The following is a 15216-nucleotide window of genomic DNA, read 5'->3' as shown; positions in this document are numbered from 1 at the left end:
GGCACTGTCCGAAACCATCGCCCGTGGGCACATTAGCGCCCACGGGTGATCTGTCTCCCGCCGACAGGTCCTTGTCGTTGCCTTGCGATCCGTCCTCCACCCTGCGGATCGCTCCACCCAGACCACACCGCTCTGATGGGAATCTGGTCAAAGAAATCGATCACGGCGCTGCGTGCAGAAGCGAACAGCTCCGAAGGAGGGCTCAAGCGTACGCTTGGGGCTCTCAATCTCACGTTGCTCGGCATCGGTGCCATCATTGGCGCTGGCATCTTCGTGCTGACAGGAACGGCTGCCGCCAATTTCGCAGGCCCCGGCGTTTCGCTGTCGTTCGTGCTCGCCGGCCTGGCGTGTCTTTTCGCCGGCCTTTGTTACGCCGAGTTCGCGTCGATGATTCCGATCGCCGGTTCTGCGTACACGTACAGCTATGCCACCATGGGTGAAGGCGTGGCATGGTTCATCGGTTGGAACCTGGTGCTGGAGTACCTGTTCGCGGCCGCGACCGTGAGCGTCGGCTGGTCTGGTTATTTCGGCGCGCTGCTCAGCGAAGTGGGTATTCACATCCCCGCCGCGTTTGCATCCGCGCCGCTGACGGTGGTGAATGGGCACCAAGTGGTGCGCGCATTCACGTGCGTCGACCCGGCCACGGGCGGTGCGCTCATGGACGCCGCGACCCATGTGGCCTACGTCGCGCGGGAAGCTTGCACCGCCGCCGGTGGCAATGTGGTCGACGGTCTGATCAATCTGCCGGCCGTGGTCCTGATTCTGGGTCTCACCATGCTGCTGGTGCGTGGTGTGCAGGAATCGGCCACGTTCAACAACGTCGTCGTGGCCATCAAGATGACGGTGGTGTTGCTGGTGATCGGCTTCGGCTTCATGTACATCAACCGCGAGAACTGGACGCCGTTCATTCCGGATATGGTGACCAACCCGGACGGCTCCACGAAGTACGGCATGTCGGGCGTGCTGCGTGCGGCGCCGGTGGTGTTCTTCTCGTACATCGGTTTCGATGCCGTCTCCACGGCGGCGCAGGAAGCGAAGAACCCGCAGCGTGACCTGCCGATCGGCATGATCGCGTCGCTGCTGATCTGCACGGTGCTCTACATCCTGATGTCGCTGGTCATGACGGGCCTGGCCCCTTACCAGCAGCTTGGCGTGCCACACCCGGTGTCGGTGGCGATTGGCGCGGTGCCGCAGCTCAAGTGGCTCGAGTACCTCGTGAACATCGGCGCCACGGCGGGCCTCTCGTCGGTGGTGCTGGTGATGCTCATGGGTCAGCCGCGCATTTTCTACACCATGTCGCGTGACGGCCTGCTGCCGAAGATCTTCAGCCGTGTGCACCCGGTCTATCAGACGCCGGCGGCGTCCACGTGGATCGTCGGTGCCATTGCCATCGTCATCGCCGGATTCTTCCCGCTGGGATTGCTCGGTGAGCTGGTCTCCGGTGGTACGTTGGCCGCGTTCGCGACGGTGTGCATCGGTGTGTGGGTGCTCCGTACCCGTTCGCCGGAGCTCGAGCGTCCGTTCCGTACACCGCTGGTCCCGTTGGTGCCGATCCTGGGCGCCGGTGCCACGTTGTACATGATGTTCCAGTTGCCGAAGCTCACGTGGACGTTGCTCGGTGCGTGGACGGCGATCGGCATGACCACGTACTTCCTCTACGGCATGCGCAACTCGACGATCGGCAAGCAGGAAGCGTCGCGTCGATGACCGTGAACGTTTCCGATGGGCTGCTGAGCGCATCGGACGCGCGGAAGGCGGCGATCCATACGTGGTTCGCCGCCTTCCGTCCGGGGATGACGGTGGCATTGTCCACCCACATCAATGCGGATGGCGACGGGTGTGGCTCCGAAACGGCGCTCGCTCGTCTGCTGGCCCAGCGCGGGATTGATTGCCGCATCGTCAATCCCACGCCATGGCCGTCGATGTTCGAGTTCCTGCTCGGCTCGGATGTGCAGGAAATGAGCGCCATGGGTGCGGCGGGTCTCGATGACATCGATTTGCTCGTCGTACTCGACATCAATGACGTGCGCCGCCTCGGTCAACTGGCGGACAAGGTGCGCACGCTCTCGGTACCGGTGCTGGTCATCGATCACCACATTGCTGGTGATGAGCCGGTGGGTACCACGGCGGTGGCCGACACCCGCGCCTGTGCCACGGGCGAACTGGTGTACGATATCGCGGTCACGCTCGGCCTCGACGTGACACCGGCCGTGGCGCAGAGCCTCTACGCCGCCATTCTGACGGACACCGGCAGTTTCCGCTTCAGCAACACGTCGCCACGCGCGCATGCCATCGCGGCGCAGTTGCTCGTGGCCGGTGTGAATCCTGAAGAGATGTACCGCCGCATCTACGCGCAGGTCAGCGTCGGGCGACTGCAGTTGCTGCGCGAAGCACTGGGCAGTCTGCACGTGGAGCCTGAACTCGGACTGTCGCACATTTCTGTCGACGCGGGCGTGATGGATCGGTTTCATGTCACGAGCGAAGAACTCGATGGCATCGTCGAACATCCTCGCAGCATCACCGGCACACGACTGGCGCTCTTTTTCCGCGACCTCGGTCATGGCAAGGTGAAGGTCAGCTTCCGCAGCACCGGCGACGTCGACGTGCAGCAGTTTGCACGACGTTATGGCGGTGGCGGTCATGCCAAGGCGTCTGGGGCGATGATCGCGGGCTCGCTCGATGAGGTTCGCACGCAGGTTGTCGCTGACGCACGGGCGTACCTGCGCGGCGAGTAGGTGCGGGTCTGCTGACTTTTGAGTGATCCCTAGCTTTGAAAGGCGCCCTGCGGGCGCGATACCAGCAGGATGAACGGCCGATAAAAGCAGGATGGGTTCGGCGCATTCTATGTTTTGTATTGGATCCGTTTGATGCCGGCGTCTGGCGCTGGTCCCGATCCTGCTGGTATCCAGGCCGTTGATCCTGCAGGTATCGCCGCCGAAGGCGGCCCCCATCGCCAGCAGTCCCGGAGATGCCAATCGGTCACGCCTGTTCCGGCAAGGCCATTCCGACGTCCCGGTGCGGTCCCTAGGTTTCTCCATGTACCCTAGGCCCTAGGCTCCTCAGAAATGCCGCCACTTATGGAACGGATCACCGACGCGTTGTCGTTGGTCCGGAACCCGCGCACCGGCGCCGATGTCATGGCCGCCGAACAGGTGCGCGATATCGCCACCACGGTCGACGGAAAGGTTCGTTTCACCCTGTTGCTCGCCCCCGAGGACGACGCCACGCTGGTGCGTGATGTGCGTCAGGCGGTGGAGCAACTCGACGGGGTGAGCGACGTGCGCGTCGATGTGCGTGATCCTGCGCAGCGTGAACCCACACCGGCGCGTCCCGCGCCCGCCCCCAACGCCATGCATCATCCCACAGCACCGGCGCCCAAGGCGCCCGGCACTGGCCGTGCGCTGCCCGTGATGGAAGCCGCGTCGGCACCGAAGGCGCCACCTCGCGTGCCTGATCCCGTGCAGTATCCCAATCTCGGACGCATCATCGCGGTGTCGTCCGGCAAGGGTGGCGTCGGCAAGAGCACGGTGGCCGTCAATCTTGCGATCGCGCTCGCCAAGGCGGGCAAGCGGGTCGGCATCATGGATGCCGATATCTACGGGCCGAATCTGCCACTCATGCTTGGTGTGGATGCCGCACCGGCCGTGCGTGACGAGAAGATCATTCCGCTCGAAGCCTTCGGCATCAAGGTCATCTCGCTGGGCTTCCTCATCGAGAAGGAGCAGCCGGCGATTTGGCGTGGGCCGATCGTCATGAAGATCATCACGCAGTTCCTGCGCGACGTGAACTGGGGACAGCTCGACTACTTCCTGGTCGACATGCCGCCGGGCACGGGTGATGCGCAGTTGTCGCTGGTGCAGGCCACTCAGGTGCACGGTGCGGTCATCGTCACCACGCCGCAGCAGGTGTCGGTGGGTGATGCCCTGCGTGGTGTGAAGATGTTCGAACGTACCGCCGTGCCGGTGCTGGGTGTGGTGGAAAACATGTCGTGGTTCGAAAATCCCGAGACCGGCAAACCCATCGCCATGTTCGGCAGCGGTGGTGGTGAACGGCTCGCCAAGGAGTGCGGTCTGCCGCTCATCGGACAGATCCCGCTCGACCCGCGCATCCAGGAAGGTGGTGATACCGGCCGCCCCATCGTCGATGCCGAACCGGACAGCAAGGCCTCGAAGGCGATTCATCTGGTGGCCGAACGGGTGATGCAGCGGCTTGACGAACGCTATCCCTGATTCCGTTCCTTCTGATGCACCACGCGGCGAATTGGTTGGTGAGCCACTCTCACTGACCATTCGCCGTGTTGCGTTGCCGGCCGTCATCGCGAATCTGCTGATGACGGCCTTTCATAACGTCGATACGTTCTGGATCGGCCGATCACTCGGTGCCGACTCCCTCGCCGCCGTCACCGGATCGATTTTCTGGATCTGGCTCGTCATCTCGATGGGTGAGATGGTGAGCATCGGACTCGATGCCATCGCCGCCAGACGGCATGGTGAGCGGCGCCCCGACGATGCGGCGCGCACGGTGAGCGAAGGGCTGGTATTGGCCATGTTGCTCGGCGGCGCCATTGCACTGGCCACACCGTTCGTGCTCGACTGGTTGTTCGTGGCGTTGCACACCGGTGACGCGGTGAGTGACATCGGTCGCCACTACCTCGGCACCTATTTGCTGGGCATGCCGCTGCTGTTCGGATTTTTTGCCGTCGATGCGGCGTTCCGTGCGAAAGGCGACACCCGCACGCCGCTGGTGATTCTGGCCATCACCACCGTGCTCGGTTTGATCCTCGATCCCATTCTCATTCGCGGTCTGGGACCCGTGCCGGCGTTGGGTGTGCGTGGTGCGGCATTGGCCACGCTCGTACCGCGTGGTTTGGGGTGTGTGATCGGGGTGGTGCTGTTGCAACGTCGAGCCATGCTGCGCTGGGCGCAGCCGCGATGGAAGGTCATTGGGAACATCGTGCGCGTGGGAGCGCCCGCAGCGGCCACGGGCGTGGCGTTCAGTGCGATCTACGTGGCGCTGACCCGTATCACCACACAATTCGGTACACCCGCCCTCGCCGCCCTCGGACTCGGGTTTCGTCTCGAGAGTGTGGTGTACGTGGTGAGTGTGGGGATGGGCGCCGCCGTGGCCGCCATCGTGGGGCAGAGCATCGGTGCCGGTGACATCGCCCGCGCCAGGCGCGCTGGTTGGTATGCCACCGGTATCGTGAGCGCGTTCGGGTTCGTGATGGCCACGGTGAGCTTCCTGTTCGCTGAAGAGTTCGTGTCGATCTTCTCCACCGACCCCGCCGTCGTGCGAGAGGCCGCGCTGTATCTGCGCATCGCCGCGTTCAGTCAGTGTTTCCTGGGCGCTGAAGTGGTGCTGGAAAGTGCGATGGGTGGAGCCGGGTGGACGTTGGTGCCGATGCTGGTCAGCACCGCGATCACGTTGTTGCGTTTGCCGATCGGTGCCTGGGCGGCGCAGCAGTGGGGCACGACGGGACTCTGGTGGACACTCGCGCTGACCGCAGCGGCACGAGGCGCCGTGATGGCCGTATTGTGGGGGTGGGGACGCTGGAGACTGCAACGCGTATGAGGTGCCCATGAGTGTGATCACGCTGCTCACCGATTTTGGTACGGCCGATGGGTATGTGGCCGAACTGAAGGGCGTGCTGGTGTCGAACGCACCGACCGCTGTACTCATCGATCTTTCGCATGACCTGCCCGCGCAGGACGTGGCCTTTGCCCGCCTCACGGTGGCGCGCTATTGGCGGCGGTTCCCCGCGGGCACGGTGCATCTGGTGGTGGTGGATCCCGGCGTGGGCACGTCGCGTGAAGCCATCGCAGTGGAGAGTGAGGGCCGGTTTCTCGTAGGGCCCGACAACGGCGTGTTGTCGCCGGCATTGTTCTCACTCACCGCCCGCATCGTCAGTGTGCCGGTGCCGATCTCGGCGTCGCCCACATTTCATGGACGCGACGTGTTTGCGCCCGTGGTCGCAGCGCTGGCGCAGGGTACACCACTCGATGCGCTGGGGGAGGTGTTCCATTCACCCGTTCGCTTGCGCACACCGCAGCCCCGCCGTGATGCGGATGGGTCGTTGCATGGTGAAGTCCTTACGATCGATCGGTTTGGCAACGCCATGACCAATCTTGTAGTCAGGGAGCCGGGCGGGGTGGTGGTCGCCGGAGCGCGGACCGTGCGATTGGTGCGCACGTATGGCGAGGCCGCTCCCGGTGAGCTGGTGGCTCTGGTGGGATCGAGCGGGTTTGTCGAGCTGGCTGTGCGGGACGGGAATGCGGCGCTCGCGTGTGGTCTGGCGCGAGGCCATGCGGTGTTGCGTCCGGCGGGTTGACCGAACGGGATGGTGGCGCGATATCCTCTCGATCAGGTTGAATCGGCGTCACTGATCAGGAGAATGCCATGCGGCTCCTTGCACGCCCGCGCCTCAATCGTACCGGTATGGTGTTGGTGCTCATCGGGATGTCGGCATGTACCGACGCTCTTCGACCGGACCGCGCTGCTGGTATGGTGAGGGTATTGGTCGACAGCGAGCCAGTCGCAACTCGCGGCATGCTACATGTCGCTCTCACCAACACGGGCAACACCGCCGTACTCCTCGGACACTGTCCCACCTCGGTGGATCGGCGCACTGGCAGTTCGTGGATTGGTGCTGATGCCGACGTCACATGCGACGCGCTGCTTTCTCGGCTTGGTCCCGGGGCGACACTGCATGCATACATCGATCTCCCGCCACTACCATCGGGCTCATACCGCCTGAACTATCGGTTTCGCGACGAGCTGTCGCCGTCGGGTGATGCGGCGGGGCGGGCGACGAGCAATGTGTTTGTCGTAGGGAACTGAAAATGCCCCAGGTGATTCCCCGGGGCATGGTCAAGAACGTCTAACACATCTGCTGGGACGCTCAGAGCTCGGCGCCACTCCCAGTACCCTGTCCAGTTGCGGGCTCGACCGGCCGGCGCGCAGCCACCACACCCTGCACGGGTGTGGGCGTTTGCCAGCTCACCGGTACCTGCACTTCGTTCGTGCTGGTGGTGTTTGCCGGGGCCCACTTGGCGTTCCAGTGTGAACCGCCTCCGAAGCGTCCGAATTGCACGCTGAGACGCGACACACCCACACGCGACTTCACGACAGCGCCCATGCCCACCGTGGCCACAGCCCAGGTGAAGGCCACGGCGACCAGACGAGCCAATGCACCGGCCACCGGGATGCCGGCCATGAGCGCCGCACCGAACCAGATCACGCTCAGCGCGATCAGGCCCACCGTGAGACCACGCACCGCGGCGCTGCGATCCGAGCCCCGTCCGCTGCCGGCCAGAGCGCGTCCGATCACGATCGCCACGCCCAGTATCCCCAGCGTGACGGCACCAGCCAGTGCGAGTGCCCAGGCCAATGCCGCAATCGGGATAGCGAGAATGCCAATGATCGTGATCGCGCAGGCGATGATCATGATCAGCAGCGCCGGAACGGCCAGCAGCTGCGTCAGCAGTCCGGCCCAGAAGCTGCCCGACACGTCACGGGCGGCGGTTTTGGCCACCGCCGTCAACGCTTCTTCGGCCGTCATGAGCACGACCACGCCGATGATCAGACCGATGCCAAAAACACCGGCGACACCCATGAGACTGGTCGTGATGGCGGTCATGATACCGTCAACTCAGCGCGTGCTGCGCGCTGTGGATGCGAGGGCCCGGAGCCCCACCACACCCATGCCGGCCGCCGCCACGAATCCGCCCATTGCCAACGCCATGACCTCGGGAGAACTCGAACGCATGGCCTCGAGGCCAGGCTGACCGAGCACTGTGGAAATGACATCCGAACCCGCCGCGACCACCTGCTCGCGGAAGCGCTCGAGTCCGAGCTGGGTCAGCACCACCGCCATGTCGGCCCGGGCGACCGCCCAGGTGGCGCCGGCCGTGGCCAGACCGGCCGTAATGGCCGCGCCAAAGCCGGCCGCAATGCGCGCAGGTCGTGAGACGGGGACCAGTTGTTCGACCGAGCGGGTGGCCGCAACATGCCACGGCTCGAATACCTGCACCTGGCTCATCACCCGATCGGAAAAACCGATCGATGGCGCAAAATCGGGGAGCGCGTCGAGCGCGACCATCAACTCGCGGGCCTGTTCGAGCTCGGATTGGCACGCCAAACACGAACGGACGTGAGCCCGCAAAGGCGCCACGCCAAATCCTTCCTCGCCATCGAGGAGGAGCTCAATTTCGTCGGGTCTGAGGTGTCTATCGGGCATCGTTAGCCTCCATGACCGGTATACGCGCACGGCATGTGGCAGGTTTCAACCCGGTCCACGGATGGTGACTTCGGCACGAAACCGGTCACTCCCGGGTGGGCTCGAGCGCCCGGCGGAGTTCGTGCCGAGCGCGGTGGATGTAGGTCTTCACGGTGCCCAGGGGCAGGTCGAGGGTGGTCGCAATCTCTTCGTACGAGCGCCCTTCCACATGCCGCAGCATGATGCAGGCCCGGTATTCCGGCCGGAGACTGGCGATGGCTCGCTCGATGGCCGACCCCAGCTCCTTGGCTTCGATCTCGTCCAAGGCACTTTCCTGCTCCGACTGCAGCTCCAGAGACGTCGCCTCGACCTCGGACGCCGTGGCCGCGTGCGGGCTGCCGTCCATACTGATCGTCTCGACCCGCCGGCGCCGGAGATGATCGATGGCCACGTTGTTCGCGATCTTGAACAGCCAGCTCGAGAACTTGAACTCGGGGCTGTACCGGTCGATGTGGTTCAGCACCTTGATGAACGAGTCCTGTGCCAGGTCCTCGGCCGTCTCGCGATCACGCACCATGCGATAGACAAGCGAGAATACGGGCCGCTCGTAGCGGCGCACGAGCTCGCGAAAAGCGAGCTCACGCCCCTGCTGGGCGAGACGGACCACATCGGCATCAGGAAGTGTTCCCAGCTCGTCAAGGATCGGCATGCGCTCGGGCAAAGCTAGTCCCACGAGGGCGGTGCGACCAGCGGGGCCGCCGCATCCATCGCAGCAAACCGCCGCCATGCCTTGCTCGCCCTCTGTCGTGATTCGATGTTTCGGGATGCTCGGCACGCCACACTCCGCCGCGGCCTCCGCCGCTCAGGGCGAGGGGAAGCGGGACTATGTACAGCAGATGTTCTCGGACATCGCGCCACGCTATGACCTGCTCAATCACGTCCTCTCCCTCAACATCGATCGACGGTGGCGCCGCCGGGCGCTCGCGTTGCTCGGGTGGACTGGACGGCCGCAGGGCACATACCTCGATCTCTGTGCCGGCACGCTCGATGTCGGTGCCATGCTCACGCGTCAGGATGGCTTCGACGGACGGGTCATCGGTGCGGATTTCGCCGTGCCAATGCTGCGGCACGGTATCGGCAAAGCACCGGCCGATCGACTGGCACCCGTGGGCGCCGATGCGCTGCAGCTCCCATTTGCCGATGACACGTTCGACGGGGCCGTGGTGGCATTTGGCATCCGCAACGTGGCCGATCTCGATGCCTGTCTGAAAGAGGTGCGCCGGGTGCTCACGCCGGGCGCGCGCTTTGTGATCCTCGAATTCTCCACGCCGCGTATCGCGGTCGTGCGGATGGCGTACCAGTTCTATTTCCACCGCATCCTGCCGCTCATCGGCCGTCTCGTGAGTGGGCATGGATCGGCGTACACGTATCTGCCGCTGTCGGTCGCCCACTTCCCGACGGAAACCGCACTGGCCGATCGCATGCGGGCCGCTGGCTACAACGCCGTACAGTGGGAGCGCCTTAGCCTCGGCATCGCGGCGATCCACACCGGCACCGTCTGACTCCGTCCGCTCACCGGTTCATGTCACTCGATACCCTCGCGCAGTTCCTCGACGCCATTGATCGTGCCGGCGAGTTGCATCGCATCAGCACGCCGACGAATGTGCATCTCGAGATTACCGAAATCACCGATCGGGTTTCGAAGATGCACGGGGGCGGCAAGGCGCTGCTCTTCGAGAAGCCGATTCTGCGCGATGGTACGCTTTCGGCCTATCCGGTCGCGATCAATCTGTTCGGGTCCATGCGGCGCATGTCGATCGCACTGGGTGTCGATTCCCTCGACGAGATCGGGGCGCGCATCACCCAACTGATGGACATGAAAGTGCCCGATGGCCTGCTCGGCAAATTGTCGCTGCTGCCACGCTTGCTCGAGGTGTCCAAGTTCCCCCCGCGCGTGAGGGGTGGTACCCCGTCATGTCAGGACGTCGTGTGGCAGGGCGACGAGATCGATCTCGACAAGCTCCCTGTGCTGCACTGCTGGCCGGAAGACGGTGGCCCGTTCCTCACCATGACGGCCGTGGTGAGCAAGGATCCGGCGCGTGGCATCCGCAATGTGGGCATGTACCGCGTGCAGCAGCTCGGGAAGCGTCATGTGGCCATGCACTGGCAGCGGCACAAGACAGGCGCCGAACACATGCGACAGATGGCCGAACGTGGTGAAAAGATGCCAGTGTGCATCATCATCGGATCGGATCCGGCCAGCATGTACGCCGCCAGTGCACCGTTGCCGCCGAACATCGACGAATTCCTGTTTGCCGGCTTTCTCCGTCGGGATCCGGTGCGCCTCACCAAGGCCGTCACCAACGACCTCGAAGTGCCGGCCGATTCGGAAATCGTGATCGAAGGGTACATCGACCCTGCCGAAGCCCTGGTGGTGGAAGGGCCGTTTGGCGATCACACGGGATTCTATTCGGAAGCGGACCTCTATCCGCGCGTGCATGTCACCGCGGTGACGATGCGCAAGAATGCGGTGTACTCCACCACGATCGTGGGGCGTCCGCCGATGGAAGACTTCTATCTCGGGCATGCCACCGAGCGCATCTTCCTGCCGCTGCTCAAGCTCACCACACCGGAAGTGGTGGACTATCACATGCCGGCCGAGGGCGGGTTTCACAACCTCGTGTTCGTGAGCATCGACAAGAAGTATCCCGGCCATGCCGACAAGGTGATGCACGCGTTGTGGGGGCAGGGGCTCATGTCGCTTGCAAAGGTGTTGGTGGTGGTGGACAAGGAGGTGAACGTGCGCAATCCCGTGGAAGCCTGGTGGGTGGCACTCAACAACATGGACCCACAGCGTGATGTTCGGTTCACGATGGGGCCGGTGGACGTGCTCGATCACGCGAGCCGCGCGTTCACGTACGGCAGCAAGATGGGCATCGATGCCACGCGCAAATGGCCCGAAGAGGGATTCACCCGGGCCTGGCCCAAGGTGATCGAGATGGATGACGCGACCAAGCGCGCCGTGGACGCCAAGTGGGCGAGCCTGGGTATCGGCCCGTTGGGAGCAGGCTGATGTCGGCATCCGGCATCGTTCCGCCTCCGGGGGCACGCGACGGCCAGTTGATGCGCGGGCAGTCGCTGCCGGTGCGATTGGGCAACTTCGTGAAGCTGCCGCACACGGTGTTCGCCATGCCCTTCTCGTTGGTGGGCGTGCTGTTTGCCAGCGCGGTGGCGCCGGTGACGGGGGCCATGGTGTGGTGGGTGATCGTGGCTTTTACCAGCGCCCGCTTTGCGGCCATGGCGTTCAATCGCCTGGTCGATCGCGATGTCGACGCGCTGAATCCGCGCACCGCCATGCGCGAGCTGCCGGCCGGTACTCTCACGCTGCTGCAGGCGCGGGTCAGTATCGTGGTCACCAGCGCGCTGTTCGTGTACGCAGCCTATCGCCTCAATCCGCTCTGCTTCGCGCTCTCTCCCGTCGCGTTGCTGTGGGTGCTCGGCTACAGCTACACCAAACGATTCACCCGCTGGTCGCACCTGTGGTTGGGACTCGGGCTGTCGATCGCGCCGGTGGGCGGTTACCTCGCTGTCACCGGGCAGTGGAGTGATCCCTGGTGGCTGCTGTGTGTGCTCGCGCTGGCCGTGGTGTGCTGGAGCGGAGGCTTCGACATGATCTATGCCTTGCAGGACGCCGACTTCGATGCGCAGCACGGATTGCACAGTGTGCCGAGCACGTTTGGTGTGGTGAAGGCCATTCGCATCGCGCGCACATTGCATGTGCTGGCAGTGGCGTGTTTTGCCGGCGTGATGGCCGCGCACCCGCTCGGCATCACCCCGGCGTTCGTCACAGCGGTGCTGTGGATTGCCGTGGTGGGTATCGCACTGATGCTGCTATGGGAGCATCGACTGGTGAAGGCCAACGACCTGAGCCGGGTGGACGCGGCATTTTTCACCATGAACGGCATGATCTCACTGGGTTTCCTCACCGCCGTGTTTGCGGCGCGGATGCTGCTGGGGATTCGGCGATGAGCAGCGACCTGGATCGCTGGATGCCGCGCCATCCCGTTGTCCTCGCCATTACCGGCGCCTCTGGGGCGCCCTATGCCGTGCGGCTGTTGCAGGCATTGGTCGCGTTGCGGGTACCCACCTGGCTGATCGTGTCGGGGCATGGGTGGCGCCTGCTGCAGACGGAAAGTGAGATCGGCGACCTCGAGACCTTGCGGGTGCAGGTGGAATCGGGCGGCACGCCGGGCAGCTTTGCCAGCGTGGTCACGGTGTTCGATGACACGGATCGTGGCGCCCCGCCGGCCAGTGGGTCGGCGCGCACCAGCGGCATGGTGGTGTGCCCGTGCTCCATGGGCACGGTGAGCGCCATCGCCCACGGCACGTCACGTTCGCTGGTGGAGCGGGCGGCCGATGTTGCCCTCAAGGAGCGGCGGAAGCTCATCCTGGTGCCCCGGGAGACGCCGCTGTCGCTGATCCATCTGGAGAACCTCACAGCGGTCACCCGTGCGGGGGCGACGGTGATTCCGGCGGCTCCGGGGTTCTACCACAAACCCGCCGGGATTTCCGACCTGGTGGACTTCATGGTCGCGCGTATCCTCGATCATCTCGATATCGAACACGACGTGGGACGTCGCTGGGGCTCGATTCCCGGGGAGTGAGTGGGGCATGTGACGGCGGTGGCTCTGAGGCGTCGTCCTCCGATGTGGTGCGATGTGGCATCTTTTGGGGGAGTGGCAATGCTTGATCTCGACTTGTTCGAGAAATCCATTCAACGTGAACGCCGCCGACGCTTCTGGAGCGCCGTGTCGGTGGGAGTGGTGGTATCCGCCGCGCTGGTAGCTCCAGCGATCGTGGTGGTGATGCTGTATGGCGCCCAAGGGCGTTCACGGCTTCTGCTGGGACTGTTCATCGCCCCCGTGGCGGCAGGTCTGCTGTTCGCCGTGTTGTCCACCGTCACGCGACTGGGCGGAGCCGTGCTCCATCAGTTCCTGCATCCCTCAGGCGGTGGTGAGCAGCAGCCGCCCGTGGTGCCGGTGTCGCAGGCGGAAGCGATGGCGGCCCAGGGCCGGCTCGACGATGCGATCGATATTTTCGAGTCCATCCGGCTCGAGCACGGCGACTCGGCGGCCACCCTGCGAACAGAAGCCGAGCTCATGACCTCGAGTGGGCACCATGACCGGGCCCGTATTGCATTGCAGCGGCTGCGCCATGTGTCCGATGGGTCGCGCAGTGACGAGCTCTACGCCACCCACCGGCTGGTCGACCTCTATCTGGGTCCGCTCGAAGATTCCGGGCGCGCGGTGGTGGAACTTCGGCGGCTGGCCGACAGATTTCCGGGGACGCCGGATGCGGAAGGTGCGCTCGCTGAATTGCAGCGACGTCGTGCCCTCCGTGCGGCGACCTCGGACATGGGATGACACAGAGCACCACGATCATTGGATTGATTTCGGATACACATGGCCTGGTGCGCCCGGAGGTCTTTCAGGCGCTGCAGGGTGTGTCGCAGATTTTTCATGCCGGTGACGTCGGCCCCGCTGACGTGCTCACGGAACTGGCGACCATTGCTCCCGTGCGTGCCGTGTGGGGCAACACCGATGCACCGGGGCGGCACGATCTGGTGGAGCGCATCGAAGAGGTGATCGATGGCGTGCGCATCGTGGTGACCCATGGCCATGAAGTGGGCTCCACCACGCCGCCCCGTCTCGTCAGCGCCTACCCCACGGCGCAGGTGATCGTGTATGGCCATACACACCGGCAGTTGATCACCAAGGCCGCCCGGCGCATTGTGATCAACCCCGGCGCCGCCGGCCCACGTCGCTTCGATTTGCAGCCCAGCGTGGCCAAGCTGTACATCCGGAACGGTCAGGCCGACGTGGAGCTGATTCCGTTGCTGGTCGAGGAGCCGACCGAAGAGCCGACCGAGGAGTAAGAGCAGGCCAGCGCCTGCAGTGCGCCCACCACGGAGTCGGCCACCAGCGCACGCTCCCCCTGTCGCCCACGCAACCACGACTCCACCAGCAGGAGTTCGTCGAGCTGATCCACCATGGCGCCGGAGGGAGCCTGCGTGGCGCGTGATTCGAGCGCCTGCAGGTCATTCACCGAATCGGGGTCTGCACATCGAGCCTCGGCGACCACACGACCATGCCGGATGAGATACAGTCGGTCATCGCCCTGGCGGCCAGGCACCGCGTAGACACAACTCGGTCGCGACAGCGCCTCGCGCACACGCGCCAGTTGTGATTCGAGGTCCTGCAGCGCGGTGAGCCGGTCGCGCAACCAGCCGGCACGTTCGTACGACAGTGCCGCACTGGCTACCGCCATTTCGCGCACAAGGTGCTGCTGCGGAGAATCGTCGCGCCCCTCGAGCACCGCCTTGGCGCGTGTGAGTTGGGTACGATACTCATACTCACTGGTCGCGCCTACACAGGGGCCGAGGCAACGCCGCGTTTCATAGCGATGACATGCCGGCGTGCGCTGCATCGCCGGATGATGCTCCTCGAACAGCTCGGCCACATCGCGCACATGCATGCGGATGCGATCGGAACAATCCCGCAGACCCAGCGCGTCGTTCAAGACGCGCAGTGCGTCCACCAGTGGCCGGCGGGATGCAAAAGGACCGATGATCTGTGCGACGTCGCGAGAGCGTGCGGCCGCACTGGCCCGCTGCACCCGCAGGCGCGGCGTGAGTCCCTTGGCGATCGTGATCACCCACCATTTGTCGAGTGGGCGCGCTGATCGCACGTTGTAACGCGGCAAGTGCGCGCGAATGAGACGCACTTCGCGCAACAACGCCGCAAACTCGCTCGGATGTGGCTCCCATTCGATGTGTGCCGTCTCCCGCAACATCCGGGCATGACGATGTTCGGGCCACGGCAGGCGAAAGTAGGAGAGCAGTCGCGTTCGCACCTGCGTACTCTTGCCCACGTACAGCACGTCGCCGCGTCCGCCGCGCATGAGGTACACGCCCGGCTCGTTACGCGCCGTCGCGCGAACCT

16 protein-coding genes are annotated in these 15216 nt (G+C 64.5%); 12 read left to right on the top strand and 4 right to left on the bottom strand.

Annotated features, from left to right (window positions below; all coding sequences use genetic code 11):
• The first annotated feature begins 135 nt into the window (after positions 1-135).
• From GAU_RS12610 to GAU_RS12585, 6 genes are all read left to right on the top strand, one after another.
• The gene (locus GAU_RS12610) at positions 136-1707 is read left to right on the top strand and encodes an amino acid permease (protein WP_015894261.1); all 1572 of its coding nucleotides are present in this window, start codon (positions 136-138) and stop codon (positions 1705-1707) included.
• Positions 1704-2735 carry a DHH family phosphoesterase gene (locus tag GAU_RS12605; protein WP_015894260.1) on the top strand — a complete coding sequence of 344 codons (1032 nt, stop codon included), beginning with the start codon at positions 1704-1706 and terminating at the stop codon, positions 2733-2735. Before GAU_RS12610 ends, GAU_RS12605 begins: the two co-directional genes overlap by 4 nt.
• A 330-nt stretch (positions 2736-3065) precedes the next feature.
• Entirely contained in the window at positions 3066-4229 is a 1164-nt protein-coding gene (locus GAU_RS12600; RefSeq protein ID WP_015894259.1) for an Mrp/NBP35 family ATP-binding protein, read from the top strand.
• Positions 4210-5571, top strand: a complete 1362-nt coding sequence (locus tag GAU_RS12595) for an MATE family efflux transporter (protein ID WP_169307674.1) — start codon at positions 4210-4212, stop codon at positions 5569-5571. The genes GAU_RS12600 and GAU_RS12595 overlap by 20 nt, the downstream gene beginning before the upstream one ends.
• A gap of 7 nt (positions 5572-5578) precedes the next feature.
• A complete protein-coding gene (locus GAU_RS12590; protein ID WP_015894257.1) occupies positions 5579-6328 on the top strand; it encodes an SAM hydrolase/SAM-dependent halogenase family protein in 750 nt (249 codons plus the stop codon).
• Between the two features lie 218 nt (positions 6329-6546).
• Positions 6547-6837, top strand: coding sequence for a hypothetical protein (locus GAU_RS12585; RefSeq protein WP_156799021.1), 291 nt, complete (start codon positions 6547-6549; stop codon positions 6835-6837).
• Positions 6838-6898: 61 nt separating this feature from the next.
• Here the strand turns inward: GAU_RS12585 and GAU_RS12580 are convergent, their stop codons facing one another.
• The 3 genes from GAU_RS12580 to GAU_RS12570 form a co-directional block, all read right to left on the bottom strand.
• Positions 6899-7636 carry a hypothetical protein gene (locus GAU_RS12580; protein ID WP_015894255.1) on the bottom strand — a complete coding sequence of 246 codons (738 nt, stop codon included), beginning with the start codon at positions 7634-7636 and terminating at the stop codon, positions 6899-6901.
• A 12-nt stretch (positions 7637-7648) separates the two neighbouring features.
• The gene (locus GAU_RS12575) at positions 7649-8236 is read right to left on the bottom strand and encodes a hypothetical protein (protein ID WP_156799020.1); all 588 of its coding nucleotides are present in this window, start codon (positions 8234-8236) and stop codon (positions 7649-7651) included.
• 85 nt (positions 8237-8321) lie between these two features.
• A complete protein-coding gene (locus GAU_RS12570; protein WP_015894253.1) occupies positions 8322-8924 on the bottom strand; it encodes an RNA polymerase sigma factor in 603 nt (200 codons plus the stop codon).
• 115 nt (positions 8925-9039) lie between these two features.
• On the opposite strand from GAU_RS12570, the gene GAU_RS12565 reads away from it, so the two are divergent.
• The 6 genes from GAU_RS12565 to GAU_RS12540 all read left to right on the top strand — a co-directional run bounded on the left by GAU_RS12565 (position 9040) and on the right by GAU_RS12540 (position 14150).
• A complete protein-coding gene (locus tag GAU_RS12565; RefSeq protein WP_070105004.1) occupies positions 9040-9777 on the top strand; it encodes a ubiquinone/menaquinone biosynthesis methyltransferase in 738 nt (245 codons plus the stop codon).
• A gap of 20 nt (positions 9778-9797) precedes the next feature.
• Positions 9798-11288, top strand: coding sequence for a menaquinone biosynthesis decarboxylase (locus GAU_RS12560; RefSeq protein ID WP_015894251.1), 1491 nt, complete (start codon positions 9798-9800; stop codon positions 11286-11288).
• Complete coding sequence (locus tag GAU_RS12555; protein WP_015894250.1) at positions 11288-12244, top strand: UbiA-like polyprenyltransferase; 957 nt, start codon at positions 11288-11290, stop codon at positions 12242-12244. Before GAU_RS12560 ends, GAU_RS12555 begins: the two co-directional genes overlap by 1 nt.
• On the top strand, positions 12241-12879 hold the full coding sequence (locus GAU_RS12550; RefSeq protein ID WP_015894249.1) for a UbiX family flavin prenyltransferase: 639 nt from the start codon (positions 12241-12243) through the stop codon (positions 12877-12879). The genes GAU_RS12555 and GAU_RS12550 overlap by 4 nt, the downstream gene beginning before the upstream one ends.
• Positions 12880-12957: 78 nt before the next feature.
• A complete protein-coding gene (locus tag GAU_RS12545; RefSeq protein WP_015894248.1) occupies positions 12958-13638 on the top strand; it encodes a tetratricopeptide repeat protein in 681 nt (226 codons plus the stop codon).
• Complete coding sequence (locus GAU_RS12540; protein WP_015894247.1) at positions 13635-14150, top strand: metallophosphoesterase family protein; 516 nt, start codon at positions 13635-13637, stop codon at positions 14148-14150. Before GAU_RS12545 ends, GAU_RS12540 begins: the two co-directional genes overlap by 4 nt.
• On the opposite strand, the gene GAU_RS12535 is transcribed toward GAU_RS12540, so the two are convergent.
• A complete protein-coding gene (locus GAU_RS12535; RefSeq protein ID WP_015894246.1) occupies positions 14084-15184 on the bottom strand; it encodes a GIY-YIG nuclease family protein in 1101 nt (366 codons plus the stop codon). The genes GAU_RS12540 and GAU_RS12535 overlap by 67 nt on opposite strands.
• Positions 15185-15216 lie beyond the last annotated feature (32 nt).

It is taken from the genome of Gemmatimonas aurantiaca T-27 (assembly GCF_000010305.1).
Lineage (GTDB): Bacteria > Gemmatimonadota > Gemmatimonadetes > Gemmatimonadales > Gemmatimonadaceae > Gemmatimonas > Gemmatimonas aurantiaca.
Note: the sequence above shows the minus strand (reverse complement) of the source record. Positions and strands in the feature narration are given on the sequence as shown.

Coding starts and splice junctions, on each gene's coding strand:
- GAU_RS12610 (WP_015894261.1), top strand. CDS start 136: ATGGGAATCTGGTCAAAGAAATCGATCACGGCGCTGCGTGCAGAAGCG.
- GAU_RS12605 (WP_015894260.1), top strand. CDS start 1,704: ATGACCGTGAACGTTTCCGATGGGCTGCTGAGCGCATCGGACGCGCGG.
- GAU_RS12600 (WP_015894259.1), top strand. CDS start 3,066: ATGCCGCCACTTATGGAACGGATCACCGACGCGTTGTCGTTGGTCCGG.
- GAU_RS12590 (WP_015894257.1), top strand. CDS start 5,579: ATGAGTGTGATCACGCTGCTCACCGATTTTGGTACGGCCGATGGGTAT.
- GAU_RS12585 (WP_156799021.1), top strand. CDS start 6,547: ATGCTACATGTCGCTCTCACCAACACGGGCAACACCGCCGTACTCCTC.
- GAU_RS12580 (WP_015894255.1), bottom strand. CDS start 7,636: ATGACCGCCATCACGACCAGTCTCATGGGTGTCGCCGGTGTTTTTGGC.
- GAU_RS12575 (WP_156799020.1), bottom strand. CDS start 8,236: ATGCCCGATAGACACCTCAGACCCGACGAAATTGAGCTCCTCCTCGAT.
- GAU_RS12570 (WP_015894253.1), bottom strand. CDS start 8,924: ATGCCGATCCTTGACGAGCTGGGAACACTTCCTGATGCCGATGTGGTC.
- GAU_RS12565 (WP_070105004.1), top strand. CDS start 9,040: ATGCTCGGCACGCCACACTCCGCCGCGGCCTCCGCCGCTCAGGGCGAG.
- GAU_RS12560 (WP_015894251.1), top strand. CDS start 9,798: ATGTCACTCGATACCCTCGCGCAGTTCCTCGACGCCATTGATCGTGCC.
- GAU_RS12555 (WP_015894250.1), top strand. CDS start 11,288: ATGTCGGCATCCGGCATCGTTCCGCCTCCGGGGGCACGCGACGGCCAG.
- GAU_RS12550 (WP_015894249.1), top strand. CDS start 12,241: ATGAGCAGCGACCTGGATCGCTGGATGCCGCGCCATCCCGTTGTCCTC.
- GAU_RS12545 (WP_015894248.1), top strand. CDS start 12,958: ATGCTTGATCTCGACTTGTTCGAGAAATCCATTCAACGTGAACGCCGC.
- GAU_RS12540 (WP_015894247.1), top strand. CDS start 13,635: ATGACACAGAGCACCACGATCATTGGATTGATTTCGGATACACATGGC.